The following is a 15,615-nucleotide window of genomic DNA, read 5'->3' on the forward strand; positions in this document are numbered from 1 at the left end:
GGACGCCCCGCCGGGCCTTCCAAGGCCCGGCGGGGCGTCCGCAGATGAGGAGGCCGGGAGGGTTCCGGGCGGGCGCTCGGGGTTTCGGGCCTACTCGGGACGATGTTCGGACGCGTCTGGAAACAGGCCTCGGGTTCATCCTGGTCGCCGAACGGTGACAGCTTCCCCAATCGGCTTGACGGCCTGCTTGGAATCCGTACGGTCGTAGAGCTAAGGGGCGGGGTGATGGCTGTCGATGCGCTGCGATCAGAGGTTGTCGGGCGGGCCTTCAGTGCACTACCGTGACGAAACCGATATCTCCGGTCTCGTTGCCAGTGGTGGTCGCCCGACCACCCGACCCACCGACGGTGAGTCGCCGGCATCCAGTCGGCGTTTCGGACGAGAGCAGGTGGCCCACGCATGACAGGTCCAGCGCGAGATCGAGAGCTAGTGGCCCGCCACACAGGCAAGGCAGGTCCGACCTTTGGAACGAGGGCGGCGCGCACGAGGGCAGGCGGCCCGCACCATCGCCACACGGTGCCCGGTACCGCGCTGAAGCGCGCCATGCCCCACCCAGGTCGGTGACCCTATGACCGTACGGCTGTTGACGAACATCGGCAGGCTCTGGACGGGCACCGACGTCTGCAGCAACGCGGCCGTGCTCATCCACGACGACCGCATCGTCTGGGCCGGGCCCGCGTCCGACCTGCCGCAGCGCGTCCCCGGCATCATCGACGACATCGTCGACGTCGACCACGTGGAGAACCTCGGCGGCGGCCTGGTCACGCCAGGGCTCATCGACGCGCACTCCCACCCCGTCTACGCGGGCAACCGGTGGGCCGAGCTCGCGATGCGCACCAGCGGTTCGTCCCACTCCGCCATCACCGCGGCGGGCGGCGGCGTCAACTCCACCGTGACCGTCACCCGGGGCACCGACCCATGGACGCTCTGCAACGGCGTCCGCGAACGGCTCCGCCAGTGGATCCTCGCCGGAACCACCACCGTCGAGGCCAAGACCGGCTACCACCTCACCCGCGACGGCGAACTCGCCGACATCCGCATGCTGCGGTCGCTGGAGGGCGAGCCGTCCATGCCGCGCATCCACGCGACGTTCCTCGCCGCGCACATCCTGCCGCCCGAGTTCTTCGGACGCCGCCGCGACTACATCGAGGCCGTCCGCCTGTGGGCGGGCGACGCCGCCGTGGCCGGCGCCGACTCGATCGACGTCTACTGCGACGAAGGCCACTTCACCGCCGAAGAGGCCCGCGCGCTCCTGCTCACCGGCAAGCGCGCCGGGCTGAAGGCCCGCATGCACGCCTGCGCCAACGAGCGCGTCGGCGCGGCACAGGTCGCCGCCGAGGTCGGCTGCGCGTCCGCCGACCTGCTCACCCAGGCCAACGACGACGACATCAAGGCCCTCTCGCACGCCGGCGTCACCGCCACCGTCTGCCCCGGCAGCGCCCTCAACAGCAGCCGCGCGCCCGCGCCCGTCCGGCAGATGCTCGACCGCGGCGTGACCGTCGCGCTCGGCACCGACCACAATCCCGGGCAGTGCGGGATCACGTCCATGCCGCTCGTCATCGGGCTGTCCGTCGCCATGTTCGGCCTCAGCGTCACCGAGGCGCTGCGCGCCGCCACCCTCGGCGGGGCCGCTGCCCTCCGCGTCGGCGACCGCGGATCCCTCGCGCCCGGCATGCTCGCCGACATCGTCTTGTGGGACGCCGACCACGAGGGCGCGTTCGCCTGGGCGTTCGGCCTCCGCGCCCTGCGGATCTGGCGCGGCGGCGTACCCGTTCAGCCCTGACCGTCCGCGCCGGGTAGCGTCCCGCCATGGGTACCGCCGTAGCGGTCGTCACCGATTCGACCGCCTACTTTGCGCCGGGTCTCGCCGAGCAGCACGGGCTGATCGTCGTGCCCTTGCAGATCGCCGTAGGCGGCGCGAACCGAGACGAGGATGACGTCACCGCCGGCGAGGCGGCCCTGGCGCTGAAGGACTGGCACACCGTCACCACGTCCCGTCCCTCTAGAGGACGGTTCGCGGACGCCTACAAGGCCGCCGCCGACGCGGGTGCCCGGGAGGTCGTTTCCGTCCATCTGTCCGCCGCCATGTCGGGGACAGTAGAGGCGGCACGGCTCGCCGCCGGTGACGCACCCGTCCACGTAAGGGTCGTCGACAGCGGAACCACCGGGATGGGTCTCGGGTTCGCCGTCCTCTCCGCGGCGGCCACCGTCCTGTCCGGCGGGACGGGAGAACAGGCCGCGGACGCCGCCGCGCGCCGGGCCGAACTCACCCGGTCGCTCCTGTACGTCGACACCCTTGAACATCTGCGGCGCGGTGGACGGATCGGCGCCGCCACCCTTCTCGGATCCGCGCTCATGGTGAAGCTCCTGCTCGACATCAGGGACGGCTGCATCGCACCACTGGAGAAGGTCCGAACGTCCGCGCGCGCTCTGGCGCGGCTAGAGGAACTGGCGGTCATCGAGGCCGGCGACCGGCAGGTCGACCTCGGCGTCCAGCACCTCGGTGCCCCCGCCCGCGCCGAGTCGCTCGCCACTCGGCTCCGCGAACGCATCCCGCATGTCCAGGACGTCTGCGTGGGCGAGGTCGGCCCGGTCATCGGCGCCCACGCGGGCCCCGGCATGCTCGGCGTCGTCGTGGCCCCCCAACTCTGAGTGCCCCTAGGCGGGCCCTGTCGGCTGGTTCGCCTGGTGGGGACGCGGGCCGTGGAGGAGGCGGCGGAGGGCCGTGGGCGGGTGCCCGGTCTCCGCCTTCACCGTCCGGGTCAGATGCGCGTGGTCGGCGAACCCGAGATCGGCGGCGAGGCCCGCCAGGTCCCGTTCGCCCTGCTCGATGCGGTCGAGCGCGCGGCCCACCCGGACCCGGTTGCGGTAGCGGGTGACGGACATGCCGGTCTCCTGGCGGAACGTCCGGCTGAGGTGGGACGGGGACACCTCAAGCAGGCGGGCCAGCGACATCAGCCCGGACGCATGCGGATGACCGGCGGTGATGGCCTCACGGGCCTCATCGGCCAAGGCGCGTCGTGCACGGCCGCCCTCGTCCGGGGCCAGACGGGCGAGAAGGCCGAGAAGCCGCTCGGCCGCCTCGTACGCCACGTCCGGGCCGGCTCGCAGTAGGAGCCGGTGCGCCACGTCCGCGCGCGCGCCGACCCTGACCATCCCGGACGGGCCCTTCCAGAGACCAGGGGAGAGCGTGATGGCGGTGCACACGTCGCCGCCCGCCGGATGCGCGAACTGACCCTCGTCACCTGGCGCCTGCGCATATCCGGTCGTGGCGTCGATGACGGCGCGTCCTTGACGGGAGCGCATGCGGAACCGTCCGTCCCGCACCAGGATGAGCTGATGGCGTGTGGCCCGCTCCGGCTCCGACCAGCCGGGCTGGTGATCGTCGCAGCGGACCGTGCGGACGGCGAATTCGTCCGTCACCGCTATCGCGGTCGATTCGCGCATGTCCGCCATGGTACGGACGGCAAGAATCTTCAAGCGCCACCTTTCTGCCGCGGCGCACACTCGCCGAATGGTCAAACGATGGCTGCTGGTGGTCCTGCTCACGGGACAGACGATGGTCTCGATGGACGGGTCCATCGTGGCGGTCGCACTACCGAACATCGCGGCGGGACTGCACTCGTCCGGGGCGCTCCTGCAACTCGTCACGGGCGGCTACATCTTCGCTTTGGCCGTTCTCGTCGTCACCGGTGCGCGCCTAGGCGACAAGTACGGCCACCGGACGATGTTCTTCTTCGGTCTACTCGGCTTCACCGTCGCGTCTCTGGCTTGCGGTCTCGCGCCCACAGGCGCCGTGCTCGTCGCCGCCAGGGTCTGTCAAGGCGCGTCGGCCGCGCTTCTCCTGCCACAGGTTCTCTCGCTCATCCAACTGTCGTTCGACGGAATCGCGCGGGCGCGTGCACTCGGCCTGTACTCGATGATCCTGGCCCTGGGGGTCGCCCTGGGGCAGGTGGCCGGAGGTGTCATCGTCAGCCTCGGCGGTACCTGGCGGCCCATCTTCCTGGTCAACGTCCCCATCGGCGCCGTGCTCCTCCTGGTAGGCCCGCGGCTCATGCCGCCGGCCCACAGCAAGCCCACGCGATTGGACCTGCCAGGGGTGGCGCTGCTCTCATGCGGCATGGCCGCCCTCGTGATGCCGCTCGTGCTCGGCAGAGAACAGGGCTGGCCGTTCTGGACGTGGCCGTCTCTGGCGGTCGGCTGCATTCTCCTGGTCGTGTTCGGTGCGCATGAGCGGCGGACGCCTTCGCCGCTCCTCGACCTGTCCGTCCTGCGTAAGCCGGCCGTCCGGCCCGGATTGTTCGCGTCCTGCGCAGTGATGGGCGCCTACACCGGCTTTTTGTTCACGCTGGCCCTGTACTTGCAGAACGTCCTGGACTTCTCGCCACTCCGGGCTGGGCTCACGTTCGTCCCGTACACGGTCGGCTTCGCTGCCGCCGGGCTCGGCTGGACGCGTCTGCCGGCCCGGACGCACCTGCCCACTCTCGGCCTGCTCATCTTCGCCGTCGCCGCCTCCGTCCTGACCCTGCTCAGCACGGACGCCTGGCCGACGTTCCTTTCGATCCCGCTGCTGTTCACCGCCGGCGTGGGCCACGCTCTCGGGTTCAGCCCGCTCATCGCGCGCGTCACGAACGCGGCCGGCCCGGCTCAGGCGTCGTCGGTCTCCGCGCTGGCGAACACCGGCGCGCTGCTGTCCAACGTCTTGTCCATCGTCGTCTTCGGCGGCGTCTACCTCTCCGATCCCGGCACATTGACGCAGGTCACGGCCCTTCTCGCCGCCTTGCTGATCTTTGCCGCGGCCGCCTCAAGGAGCCGTTGACCGAGAGTTATCCACAGTTGCCGGAGCGTGCGCGGCGGGCCGCTGGCGCGGCATACGGTCTGGCGTTATGGGAACCGACACCCGGGACCGGCTGCACTCCCTGATGGGCCGGCTGCGTCCACCCGAGACACCGCCGTCGGGCCGCTTACGAGCGGGTCCCGACCGGTCGAACGTCCGCATCCTCGTCCTCATCGGCGTGGTCGCCGCCGTCGTGGCCGCCGGGTACCTGTGGCTGGCCCGGCCGCGGCCCCCCGCCGCCCCGCTCCCGAGCGCCACCCTCGCCGACACCCGCCCCGCCGTTTCCGCGAGCCCGGCGGCCGCCCCGGTGGTCGTGCACGTCCTGGGCAAGGTCAAGCACCCCGGAGTGATCACCTTGCCGTCCGGCTCGCGGGTCGCCGAGGCGATCGAAGCGGCCGGCGGGGTGCGCCCCGGCGCGAAGACCGGCGCCCTCAACCTCGCCCGGAAGCTGGTGGACGGCGAACAGATCCCGGTGGGCGTCCGCGGCTCCGCACCCGCCGCCGGGGCCCCGGCCCCGCCTGGCGCCTCCTCCGCGCCCGGCACCCCTCTCGACCTCAACGCCGCCACCGCCGACCAGCTGGACGCTCTCCCCGGCGTCGGCCCAGTCCTCGCCCAGCGGATCGTCGACTACCGCACCCAGCACGGCGGCTTCCGCTCGGTCGAGCAACTCCAGGACGTCAGCGGCATAGGAGCCCGCCGTTTCGCCGACCTGAAGCCGATGGTCCGCGTATGAACCACGACCTCCGCCTGCTCGCCCCCGCACTCGCCACCTGGCTCACGGCCGCCGCGACCATCGGCCTCCCCGCGTCCCTCACCTACACCCTCGCCGCCGCAACAGCCCTTGCAGCCCTCTACCTCCTGACAACCCACCGCCGCCCGCCCCAACCCCCCGCCGTCTGCACCTCACCCAACAAGAGCCCCAGACCACCCACAAACCCGAACCCCCACACCAGTTCGCAGTCCCGGAACCCCCACGCCACCCGCCCCGCCACCCTCGGCCGCCGCCCCGGCTCAAGCCCCAGCTCAGCCGCGAGTCCCGCCCCACGCACCCGCCCGCGATCTGCGGCCCGCGGCGTTGCTCGGTCGTTCGCCTGGGGATCTCGGTCTGGTTCAAGCCGCAGTTCCGTCGCGGGTTCTGCCTCACGCGCTCGCCCGGGGGCTGCGGCTCCCGGCGCTGCTCGGCCGTTCAGCGCTCGATCCCGGCCCGGCCCAAGCTCCAGCCCAGGCGCGAGCTCCGCCCCGGGCGCACGTCCGAAGTCGACTGGGTCTGGGGCCAACGCTGCTCAGCCTTTCTCCAGCGGGTCTGCCTCCCACGCCGGCCGCAGGTCAGTCACGGAGCCCAATCCAGACGCCGAGGACGAGCCACCTGAGGCTAATGTCCCTCGGCCCTTGGTGGCAGCGGGCGGGCGGTTACGGAGAAGGCCATCGCGGCGGGGGTCGGTCGGGGTCATCCTTGTGTGCGTCGCGGCATCGGCAGCGGGGGTGGCCTTGCGTGCCACCGCCGTCGACACGGGGCCGGTGCGAGAGCTCGCCCGTCATGGCCGGACCGCCACCGCGGAGGCCGTGGTGACGGGCGACCCACAGGCGAAACCCGGCGACCGCCGACGGATGATCATCATTCGAGCGCGGGTGGAGGCGGTCCCGAAGGCCAAGGTGCGCGTGCCAGTGCTGCTGATCGCGGGCGATGACCGGTGGCTTCGCCTCGTCCCCAGCCAGCGAGTGCGCCTCCACGGACGGTTCGTCTCGCCCAGGGGCGCCGACCTGCTCGCCGCGGTGGTGATCGTCCGGGGGCCGCCCGCAGTTCTCGGGCCGCCGTCCACGATCCAGCGTGCCGCCGAGCATGTGCGGGCGCGGCTGCGGGACGCTTCGGCGCAGCTCCCGCCCGACCAGCGCGGCGTGCTGCCCGGCATGGTCGTCGGCGACACGTCCCTCCTTGACCCGGACCTGGCCGAAGACTTCCGAGCAGCCGGGCTCACCCACCTCCTGGTCGTCTCGGGCGCGAACCTGGCGATCGTCATCGGCGCCGTCCTCGGACTGTGCCGCCTCGCCGGCGCGGGGCGGCGGCGCGCCCCTCCCATCGCCGTCTTCGCGGTGCTCGCGTTCGTCGTCGTCGCCCGCCCGGAGCCGAGCGTCCTCAGAGCGGCCGTCATGGGCCTCATCGGCATGCTGGCGCTGTTCACCGGGCGGCGGCGCCACGGTGTGCCCGCGCTGGCCGCCGCCGTTCTCCTCCTCGTCCTGATCGACCCAGGGCTCGCCCGCTCGTACGGGTTCGCGCTGTCGGTCCTGGCGACCGCGGGCCTGCTCGTCCTGGCTCCGCCGTGGCGCGAACGGCTGGCGCGCCGGCTGCCCGGCCCTCTCGCCGACGCCCTCGCCGTCGCGGCCGCGGCCCAGGTCGCGGTGGCCCCGGTCCTGGTGATGCTGTCCGGCGAGGTGGGCGTCCTCTCGGTGTTCGCGAACCTGCTGGCCGCTCCCGCCGTCGCCCCCGCCACCCTCCTCGGCGCACTCGCCGCCGCCACCGCGCCTCTCTCGCTACCTCTCGCGCGGCTGATCGTGTGGCCCGCCGGCCTGGCCGTCGGCTGGATCATCCGCGTCGCCCGCGTCGCCGCCGACCTGCCCTACGCCACGATCCCCTGGGCCGGCGGCGGGCTCGGCGCCGCCACCCTGCTCGTCACCGCCGCGATCGCCGTCCTGATCCTGCGCAGTCGGCGGCTGCGCCTGATCGCGGCCGCCGCCATGTCCGGCATTCTCATCGCCGTCATCGCCATGCGCGTGACGGCCCCCGGCTGGCCACCGCCAGGCTGGCAACTGGTCGCCTGCGACGTCGGCCAAGGCGACGCCCTCGCCCTTTCCACGGGCCCCGGCCAGGCCGTCGTCGTGGACACCGGCCCCGACCCCGCGCTGGTCGACCGATGCCTGCGCCGCCTCCACATTTCGGACGTGCCGCTCCTCGTCCTGACCCACCCGCACGCCGACCACATCAACGGGACGTCCGGTGTCCGGCACGGCCGCGACGTCCACGCGATCCTGACGACGTCCCGCACGTCCGGCCGCGAAGCACGCCTCGCCCGCGGCCTGCCCATCCGGCCCGCGCAGGCGGGCCAGGTATGGCGCATCGGCGACCTGACACTTTCGATCCTCGCTCCGTCCGCCATCGGCCCGGCCCTCTCACCCAAGGACGACGGCGCCACGATCAACAACGCGAGCGTGGTCCTCGTCGCCCGCAGGCCGGGCTTCAGCGCCCTCCTCGCGGGTGACATCGAAGCCGACGGCCAACGAGCCCTGGAGCCGGTCGTCCCTCCCGTCCACGTCCTGAAGGTCCCTCACCACGGCTCCCGCAGCCAGGACCCGCGCTTCCTGGCCGCCGCCCACGCGTCCGTCTCCCTGATCTCGGTCGGCGAACACAACGACTACGGCCACCCGTCCACGACAACCCTCAGACTCCTGCGCCATCTCCGCACCCAGGTCCATCGCACCGATCAGGAAGGAGACATCGCCGTGGTACGCACCAGAACCGGCATAGCGACCGTCCCCAACCGCTGACCCAGAAGGGTGACCTGACCGCGAGCACCGCCACCCGGACCAGCCCGGTCCGCCTCGCAAGTGGCCGGTGCCAGATCTTCCGGCCTGCACGGTCGAGTGGATCGGCGGCGCGGGGCGGGGGCTGGGCATGGCATGCTGCAGGGGTGTCGTTTGAGCCTGTCGTCCTGGTCGTCGGTGAGGAAGAACTGCTCGTGGATCGGGCGATCGGCGATGTCGCCGCGTCGGTGCGAGCGGACGACCCGGAGGCCGAGGTGATCGACCTTGCTCCAGGTGGGCTGGAGCCGGGACGGATCGCGGAGCTGACCTCGCCGTCGCTGTTCGGCAGCGGGAAGGTGCTCGTGGTGCGGTCGGCACAGGACCTGGGGAAGGACCTGACCGCCGAGCTGCTGAAGTACGCCAAGACGCCCGCGGACGATGTGGTGCTCGTGGTCGTCCACCTAGGCGGGGCCAAGGGGAAGGCGCTGCTGGACGGGCTGGTGAAGCTCAAGGCGCGCAAGATCTCCTGCCCGAAGGTCACCAAGGTGGGTGAGCGGATCGACTTCGTCCGGGCCGAGATCCGCAGGGCGGGCGGGAAGATCTCGCCAGACGCGGCGAGGGGCCTGGTCGAGGCGGTTGGGAACGACCTGCGGGAGCTGGCGGCGGCGTGCAGCCAGCTGGTCGCCGACACCGGCGGAAAGGTCGACGACGCCGCGGTGGCCCGGTACTACCGGGGACGCGCCGAGGTCACCGGGTTCGCGGTGGCGGACAAGGCCATCGAGGGGCAGCTCGCCGATGCCCTGGAACAGCTCCGCTGGGCCCTCGCGACAGGCGTGGCGCCGGTGGTGATCGTCGGCGCGCTCGCCCAGGGCGTCCGGGGGCTGGCGAAGGTCGGCGGTGCGCCGCGCGGCGCGCGAGGCGCGGCCCTGGCGAAGGAGCTGGGGATGCCGCCCTGGAAGATCGACAAGCTGCAGAGGCAGCTGCGGGGCTGGTCGGGAGACGGCGTCGCACGGGCCCTCACGGCGATCGCCGAGGCCGACGAGCAGGTCAAGGGCGGCGCCGCCGACCCCGCCTACGCGCTGGAGAAGACCATCGCCGACATCGTCACCGCCCGCTCCCAGCGGCGCGCTTCCTAACGAGATCCAACGACCACCGATGCCACCGATGCGGCCGATGCCACCGATGCGGCCGATGCGGCCGTGGCGGCCGCGGCGCCCCCAAGCCAGGCCGACATGACGCGCGGCTCGTGCCGGGCGGTACGTGTGTAACTTGCGGCTCGTGACGTGACGCGGGGCTCGTGCGCAGAGTTTGGGATGTGCGGTTCGTGACGCGCAATCGTGACGGCGGCGGTTCGTGCGTGATGCGCGGATCATGACGCGGGGTTCGAGACGCGGGGTGTTTGTGGTGTGTAGGTCGAACGCGGAATCGTGACGGCGGGAGTTCGTGCGTGACGTGTGGTCCGTCCGTGACGTGCGGATCGTGAGGCGGAGTTTGTGATGTGTGGATGGGAACGTGGGGATCGTGTCGGCGGCGGGTCGTGCGTGGCGTGCGGTTCGTGACGCGGGGTTCGTGATGTGCGGATGGAGACGCGGGGGTTCGTGGGTGGAGATGTGAAGGCCGTGTCGGCGGCGGGTCGTGTATGTGATGTGCGGTTCGTGACGCGGGTTTGCGACGCGGGTTTGTGACGCGGAGTTTGTGATGCGTGGATGGGGACATGGGGATCGTGACGGGGAGCGGTTCGTGCGTGACGGGGTGGTTCGTGACGTGCGGATCGTAATGTGTGGGTTTCGTGACGTGCGACTCGTGGCGTGGAAGATCGTGACGGGGGGTGTGTTCATACGTGACGCGCGGATCACGACGGGATTCGTGCCTTGCGGATCGTTATGCGGGAGTTCGTGATGTGGGGATCGCGACGTGGGGATCGCGACGTGGGATCGTGTGTGACGCATGGATCGTGGCGTGCGGTTTGTGGCCATCGGCGCGGGCAGGCCGGTTTGTGGCAGGCCGGTTTGTGGCGGGCGTTGCGTGACGCGAGGTTTGTGGCGGGTGATTTGTGGCGGGCGGTGCGTGCGTGACGGGAGGTTTGTGGCGGGTGGTTTGTGATTTGGGCGGTCGTGTGTGACGCGGGTGGTTCGTGGCGTGGGGTTTGTGGCGTGCGGGTTTGACGTTGGGGTTGTGTGTGACGTGGGTGTGTCGTGATGTGGGGTTTGTGAGATGTGGGTTGGGGCGTGTGGGTTGTGAGGGGTGTGCGTGGGGTGGCCCTTGATTGGGGCTGGGCGGCGTGTGGTGGTGGGTTAGGGGTGTTCGGCTTTTGATTTCAGGCCGTTGGCTTCCATGGTGACGTAGCGGCGGGCTAGGTGGCCTGTGAAGAGGGACAGGATGGGGGCCATGGGGCCCTTTTGGTCGAGGGTCAGGTGGACGGAGACGGTGCCGTCGGGTTTGGGGACGATTTCGTGGGCGGCCGTGGTGGTGACGCCGGCGGAGCGGGATTCCCAGGTGAACGTCTTGTTCTCTTCGAATTCGGTGACCGTCCAGATGGCGGCGCGGAGTTTGGGTTGGTGGACGCGGGCTCGGCTGGAGAGGGCGATGGGCTTGTCGAGGGGTTCGACGCGGTTTATGGAGGCCGTCATGTCGGGCCAGCGTTCGACGTCCTTCAAGAGGTTCCAGACGGTTTCGGGGGTCGCGTCGATGTCGACGGAGAATTCGAAATGCACGGTGTCCTCCTCAGTGCGGTTCGGATGGCGGACAGCAGGCCGGTGACGAGGGGGTCGTCGGCGCGGTCGGGGAGGTGGAGAGCGTGGTAGGGGACGGCGGGCAGGTCGATGATCTCGCGTTTGACCAGGCCGGGAAGGGCGGTGACGCAGCCGTTGACGACCGCGAGGCCGACGCGCAGGGACACGAAGTGCAGGATGAGCGGCCAGCCTTCGGCCTCGACCGCGAGTGACCAGGGGACGTCGGCGGCGCGGAGGGCCCGTTCGAGGGTGACGCGGTGCGGGCCGGCGGGCGGTGGGACGACGAGGGCCGCGCCCGCGAGGTCGGAGAGGGTGAGGGGGGTCTTTCCGGCGAGCGGGTGATCGTCCGGCATGACCAGGACCTGCGGATAGGAGGCGAGGAGGACCGTCTCGACGTCGGCGGGCAGGACGTCCAGGACGGCGACGCCGAGGTCGGCGCGGCCGGTGCGGACGGCGGCGAGGGTCCGGGCGCGGTCGCCGTTGATGAGGCGGAGGCCGGGGTGGACGACGTCGCCGAGCAGGTAGAGGTAGGCGCCTTCGCCGGCGGCGAGGGTCGGGACGCGGGTGGGGGCGGTGCCGTGGACGTCCGCGAGGAAGGCGGTCATGCGGGCGTCGAGGTCGCGGGCGAAGCGGGCGACCTGTTCGCCGGCGGGGGTCAGGGCGAGGCGGCGTCCGTGCCGGGTGTAGAGGGGGCGGCCGAGGGCGTCGGCGAGTTTGCGCACCTTGACGTGGAGGGCGGGCTGGGAGATGTGCAGTTCCTCGGCGGCGCGGGTGAAGTTGAGGTGGTCGGCGAAGACGGCGAACGAGGCGAGCGCGTCCGTCGAGAGGCGACCGAGGTCCATAGTTGAGAACTATAGGTGGTGTTGGCGTTAATAGTTCTGCTTTAGGGGTGTGGTGCCGGAGAGTTGGGGCATGGATGGCGAACCGAGGCTCGGCGTCGATTTCGGCCGGGTCATTCACGGCGGGCTGCTGGCCCCGGGCGACGACGACACCGCGTTCCTCGGCGGGAGTTTCGAGGAGGCGCTCGCCTCACCCGCGACCGCGGGCGTGTACGAGGTGCTGCCCGGGCTGATCGAGGCGTTCGGAGGACGGGCCTGGATCATCTCGAAATGCGGGGACCGGGTGCGGAAACGGACGCTGGCCTGGCTCGACCACCACGACTTCTACGGACGGACGGGCCTGCCCAGGGAGAACGTCCGGTTCTGCAGGAAGCGGCCGGAAAAGGCGCGGCACTGCGAGGAACTCGGGATCACCCACATGATCGACGACCGGCTGGACGTCCATCGGGCCATTCGGGACCTCGTCCCGCACCGGTATTTGTTCGGGACGGCGGAAGGGCCCGAATGGGTGCGCTGCCTCCCGGACTGGAAGGCGGCCGACGAGGTCATTCTCGGAGATATTCCGGCGGGACGGAGTCGATCAGCCACACGCCGTTCGCGCTGACGCGGAATTCGTGCCCGTCGGCGGCCATCCGCCCGGCGTCGACGGTCAGGATGACGGGCTTGCCGCGGCGGGCGCCGACGCGCCGCGCCGTTTCGCGGTCGGGGGACAGGTGGACGGCGTGCCGACGCATCGGCCGCAGCCCTTCGCGCAGGATCGTTTCCAGCGAATGGCGCACGGTGCCGTGGTAGAGGAATTCCGGCGGGGGCGTCGGCGGAAGGTTCAGTTCGACCGGAATGGAATGCCCCTGGACGGCCCTGACCCGGTTCCCGTCCAGCTCGTAGCGTTTCTTGTCGTTGGCGGCGACGACGTGTTCGAGTTCGGCGCGCGTGAACGGGAATGAGTGGCGGGCGGCGGCCGCGAGCAGTTCGGCGACGTCGGCCCAGCCTTCGGCGTCGAGGGTGAGGCCGATCCGCTCGGGGCGGTGCCGCAGATGCAGGGCGAGGTATTTGGAAATTCTCGTCGCGCGGCGTTCGTCCATTGGATATGTGTCCGGGCCGGCTCCCGTGACCGGGGATGCGTCGGGCCCGCCTCCCGCGGCCGGAGATATGCGTCGGGGCCGGCAACCGTGGCCGGCCCCGTGCGTGCGCTGTGGGTGCTGTAACGCGGATCCGGCGCTGTGGCGCCGACCCGGCGTCGCGAGCGTGGCCCGGCGTCGCGGGCGCCGGCCCGTCGCCCGAGTGCGGGCCTGGGCGGCGCCGGGCGCGGGCGTCTGCCCGGCTCTACTTGGCCTGGAGGGCGGCGGCGCGCTTGGCGATCGCCGACTTGCGGTTGGCGGCCTGGTTCTTGTGGATGACGCCCTTGCTGACGGCCTTGTCCAGCTTGCGCGCGGCGTGGCGCTGGGCGGCGACGGCGTCGTCGACCTTGCCGGCGTCGGCGGCCTCGCGGAACTTGCGGATCGCCGTCTTCAGCTCCGACTTGACGGCCTTGTTGCGCAGGCGCGCCTTCTCGTTCTGCTTGTTGCGCTTGATCTGGGACTTGATGTTTGCCACGTCGTAGTGCCTCAGCTTGGTCGCGATAAGTCGCCTGCTCGTCCGCAGGCCCTGACGAATGTCTGAACGGGGGCGGGACGGTGCCCCGAGGCACGACGCTACGCCACACGCAGTCGCACAGCCTACCAATCACCGGGGCCCGGCCCAAACCAGACCGTGCACGGAGCATCAAGCCCGGCGTGGGACCATGGGGGTACACATCCATGTCCACCAGTTGAGTTTGCGAACGGACCCCGGTGCGAGCGCCTGAGCCTGACAAGACCGATCCCGCGATCATCCGCAACTTCTGCATCATCGCGCACATCGACCATGGCAAGTCGACCCTGGCGGACCGGATGCTGCAGCTGACCGGCGTGGTCGAGGAGCGCCAGATGCGCGCCCAGTACCTCGACCGGATGGACATCGAGCGCGAGCGCGGCATCACGATCAAGAGCCAGGCCGTCCGGCTGCCGTGGACGTCCGGCGGCGTCGACCACGTCCTCAACCTGATCGACACGCCGGGGCACGTCGACTTCTCCTACGAGGTGTCGCGGTCGCTCGCGGCGTGCGAGGGCGCCGTCCTGCTGGTGGACGCGGCGCAGGGCATCGAGGCGCAGACGCTGGCGAACCTGTACCTGGCCCTTGAGGCGGATCTGCACCTGATCCCCGTCCTCAACAAGATCGACCTGCCGGCGGCGCAGCCGGACAAGTACGCCGAGGAGCTCGCCGGGATCATCGGCTGCGACCCGTCGGACGTGCTGCGCGTGTCGGGCAAGACGGGCGAGGGCGTCCGCGAGCTGCTCGACAAGATCGTCGAGGAGGTGCCGGCGCCGGTCGGCGACCCCGACGGCCCGGCCCGTGCGCTCATCTTCGACTCGGTGTACGACACGTACCGCGGCGTCGTCACCTACGTCCGGATCATCGACGGGCATCTGTCGCGGCGCGAGAAGAGCCTGATGATGTCGACCGGGACGGCGCACGAGACCCTGGAGGTCGGCGTGATCTCCCCGGAGCCGGTGTCCGTGCAGGGGCTCGGCGTGGGCGAGGTCGGCTACCTGATCACCGGGGTGAAGGACGTCCGGCAGGCCAGGGTCGGCGACACCGTGACCGGCGCGTCCCGGCGGGCGCCCGAGGCGCTCGGCGGCTACCGCGACCCGAAGCCGATGGTGTTCTCCGGCCTGTACCCGGTGGACGGCGACCAGTACCCCGAGCTGCGGGACGCGCTCGACAAGCTGCAGCTGAACGACGCCGCGCTCGTGTACGAGCCGGAGACGTCGGCGGCGCTCGGGTTCGGGTTCCGCTGCGGGTTCCTCGGGCTGCTGCACATGGAGATCGTCCGGGAGCGGCTGGAGCGCGAGTCCGGCCTGTCGCTGATCTCGACCGCGCCGAACGTGGTGTACCGCGTGGCGATGGAGGACGGGACGGAGCACACCGTCACCAACCCCAGCGAGTTCCCCGAGGGCAAGATCGCCGCGGTGTACGAGCCGGTGGTGAAGGCGACGCTGCTGTCCCCGTCCGAGCACATCGGCGCGATCATGGAGCTGTGCCAGGGCCGGCGCGGGGTGCTGCTCGGCATGGACTACCTGTCGGAGGACCGCGTCGAGATCCGCTACACGCTGCCCCTCGCCGAGATCATCTTCGACTTCTTCGACCAGCTGAAGTCGAAGACCCGCGGGTACGCGTCGCTGGACTACGAGCCGAGCGGGGAGCAGGAGTCCGAGCTGGTGAAGGTCGACATCCTGTTGCAGGGCGAGTCGGTGGACGCGTTCAGCCAGATCGTCCACCGGGACAAGGCGCGTGAGTACGGGCTGATGATGACGTCCAAGCTCAAGGAGCTGATCCCGCGCCAGCAGTACGAGGTGCCCATCCAGGCCGCGATCGGCGCGCGCATCATCGCCCGGGAGAACATCCGCGCGATCCGCAAGGATGTCCTCGCGAAGTGCTACGGCGGCGACATCTCCCGCAAGCGCAAGCTGCTGGAGAAGCAGAAGGAGGGCAAGAAGCGGATGAAGACCATCGGGCGGGTGGACGTCCCGCAGGAGGCTTTCGTCGCGGCGCTGTCCACCGGTGGCGGCGAGCCCACCGACAAGGGCAGGAAGTAGCCTCCCGCCCCGCGTCG

13 protein-coding genes are annotated in these 15,615 nt (G+C 70.9%); 8 read left to right on the top strand and 5 right to left on the bottom strand.

Annotated features, from left to right (window positions below; genetic code table 11):
• Nucleotides 1-568: 568 nt before the first annotated feature.
• Nucleotides 569-1,783, top strand: a complete 1,215-nt coding sequence (gene hutI / locus ACH34T_RS15430; RefSeq protein ID WP_395992787.1) for an imidazolonepropionase — start codon at nucleotides 569-571, stop codon at nucleotides 1,781-1,783.
• Nucleotides 1,784-1,809: 26 nt separating this feature from the next.
• Nucleotides 1,810-2,652: a DegV family protein gene (locus ACH34T_RS15435; RefSeq protein WP_395992788.1), complete on the top strand. Its 843-nt coding sequence runs from the start codon at nucleotides 1,810-1,812 to the stop codon at nucleotides 2,650-2,652.
• A gap of 6 nt (nucleotides 2,653-2,658) precedes the next feature.
• On the opposite strand, the gene ACH34T_RS15440 is transcribed toward ACH34T_RS15435, so the two are convergent.
• The gene (locus tag ACH34T_RS15440) at nucleotides 2,659-3,447 is read right to left on the bottom strand and encodes a helix-turn-helix domain-containing protein (RefSeq protein WP_395992789.1); all 789 of its coding nucleotides are present in this window, start codon (nucleotides 3,445-3,447) and stop codon (nucleotides 2,659-2,661) included.
• A gap of 67 nt (nucleotides 3,448-3,514) precedes the next feature.
• Here ACH34T_RS15440 and ACH34T_RS15445 point away from each other — a divergent pair, with 67 nt between their 5' ends.
• The 4 genes from ACH34T_RS15445 (at nucleotide 3,515) to holA (ending at nucleotide 9,489) form a co-directional block, all read left to right on the top strand.
• Complete coding sequence (locus tag ACH34T_RS15445; RefSeq protein ID WP_395992790.1) at nucleotides 3,515-4,819, top strand: MFS transporter; 1,305 nt, start codon at nucleotides 3,515-3,517, stop codon at nucleotides 4,817-4,819.
• Nucleotides 4,820-4,886: 67 nt separating this feature from the next.
• Nucleotides 4,887-5,570, top strand: coding sequence for a helix-hairpin-helix domain-containing protein (locus ACH34T_RS15450; protein WP_395992791.1), 684 nt, complete (start codon nucleotides 4,887-4,889; stop codon nucleotides 5,568-5,570).
• 875 nt (nucleotides 5,571-6,445) lie between these two features.
• Nucleotides 6,446-8,377: a ComEC/Rec2 family competence protein gene (locus ACH34T_RS15455; protein ID WP_395992792.1), complete on the top strand. Its 1,932-nt coding sequence runs from the start codon at nucleotides 6,446-6,448 to the stop codon at nucleotides 8,375-8,377.
• A gap of 143 nt (nucleotides 8,378-8,520) precedes the next feature.
• The gene (gene holA / locus ACH34T_RS15460; RefSeq protein ID WP_395992793.1) at nucleotides 8,521-9,489 is read left to right on the top strand and encodes a DNA polymerase III subunit delta; all 969 of its coding nucleotides are present in this window, start codon (nucleotides 8,521-8,523) and stop codon (nucleotides 9,487-9,489) included.
• 1,158 nt (nucleotides 9,490-10,647) lie between these two features.
• Here the strand turns inward: holA and ACH34T_RS15465 are convergent.
• Both ACH34T_RS15465 and ACH34T_RS15470 read right to left on the bottom strand, forming a co-directional pair.
• Complete coding sequence (locus ACH34T_RS15465) at nucleotides 10,648-11,067, bottom strand: SRPBCC family protein (RefSeq protein ID WP_395992794.1); 420 nt, start codon at nucleotides 11,065-11,067, stop codon at nucleotides 10,648-10,650.
• Nucleotides 11,007-11,927: a LysR substrate-binding domain-containing protein gene (locus ACH34T_RS15470; protein ID WP_395992795.1), complete on the bottom strand. Its 921-nt coding sequence runs from the start codon at nucleotides 11,925-11,927 to the stop codon at nucleotides 11,007-11,009. Before ACH34T_RS15470 ends, ACH34T_RS15465 begins: the two co-directional genes overlap by 61 nt.
• Nucleotides 11,928-11,997: 70 nt before the next feature.
• Here ACH34T_RS15470 and ACH34T_RS15475 point away from each other — a divergent pair, with 70 nt between their 5' ends.
• Nucleotides 11,998-12,528 carry a hypothetical protein gene (locus tag ACH34T_RS15475; protein WP_395992796.1) on the top strand — a complete coding sequence of 177 codons (531 nt, stop codon included), beginning with the start codon at nucleotides 11,998-12,000 and terminating at the stop codon, nucleotides 12,526-12,528.
• On the opposite strand, the gene ACH34T_RS15480 is transcribed toward ACH34T_RS15475, so the two are convergent.
• On the bottom strand, nucleotides 12,470-13,006 hold the full coding sequence (locus ACH34T_RS15480; protein WP_395992797.1) for an RNA 2'-phosphotransferase: 537 nt from the start codon (nucleotides 13,004-13,006) through the stop codon (nucleotides 12,470-12,472). The two genes, ACH34T_RS15475 and ACH34T_RS15480, sit on opposite strands and share 59 nt — an antisense overlap.
• A gap of 241 nt (nucleotides 13,007-13,247) precedes the next feature.
• On the bottom strand, nucleotides 13,248-13,517 hold the full coding sequence (rpsT, locus tag ACH34T_RS15485; protein ID WP_395992798.1) for a 30S ribosomal protein S20: 270 nt from the start codon (nucleotides 13,515-13,517) through the stop codon (nucleotides 13,248-13,250).
• 236 nt (nucleotides 13,518-13,753) lie between these two features.
• Here rpsT and lepA point away from each other — a divergent pair, with 236 nt between their 5' ends.
• Nucleotides 13,754-15,598: a translation elongation factor 4 gene (gene lepA / locus ACH34T_RS15490; protein ID WP_395992799.1), complete on the top strand. Its 1,845-nt coding sequence runs from the start codon at nucleotides 13,754-13,756 to the stop codon at nucleotides 15,596-15,598.
• Nucleotides 15,599-15,615 lie beyond the last annotated feature (17 nt).

Source organism: Actinomadura sp. 9N215 (genome assembly GCF_044326345.1).
Lineage (GTDB): Bacteria > Actinomycetota > Actinomycetes > Streptosporangiales > Streptosporangiaceae > Spirillospora.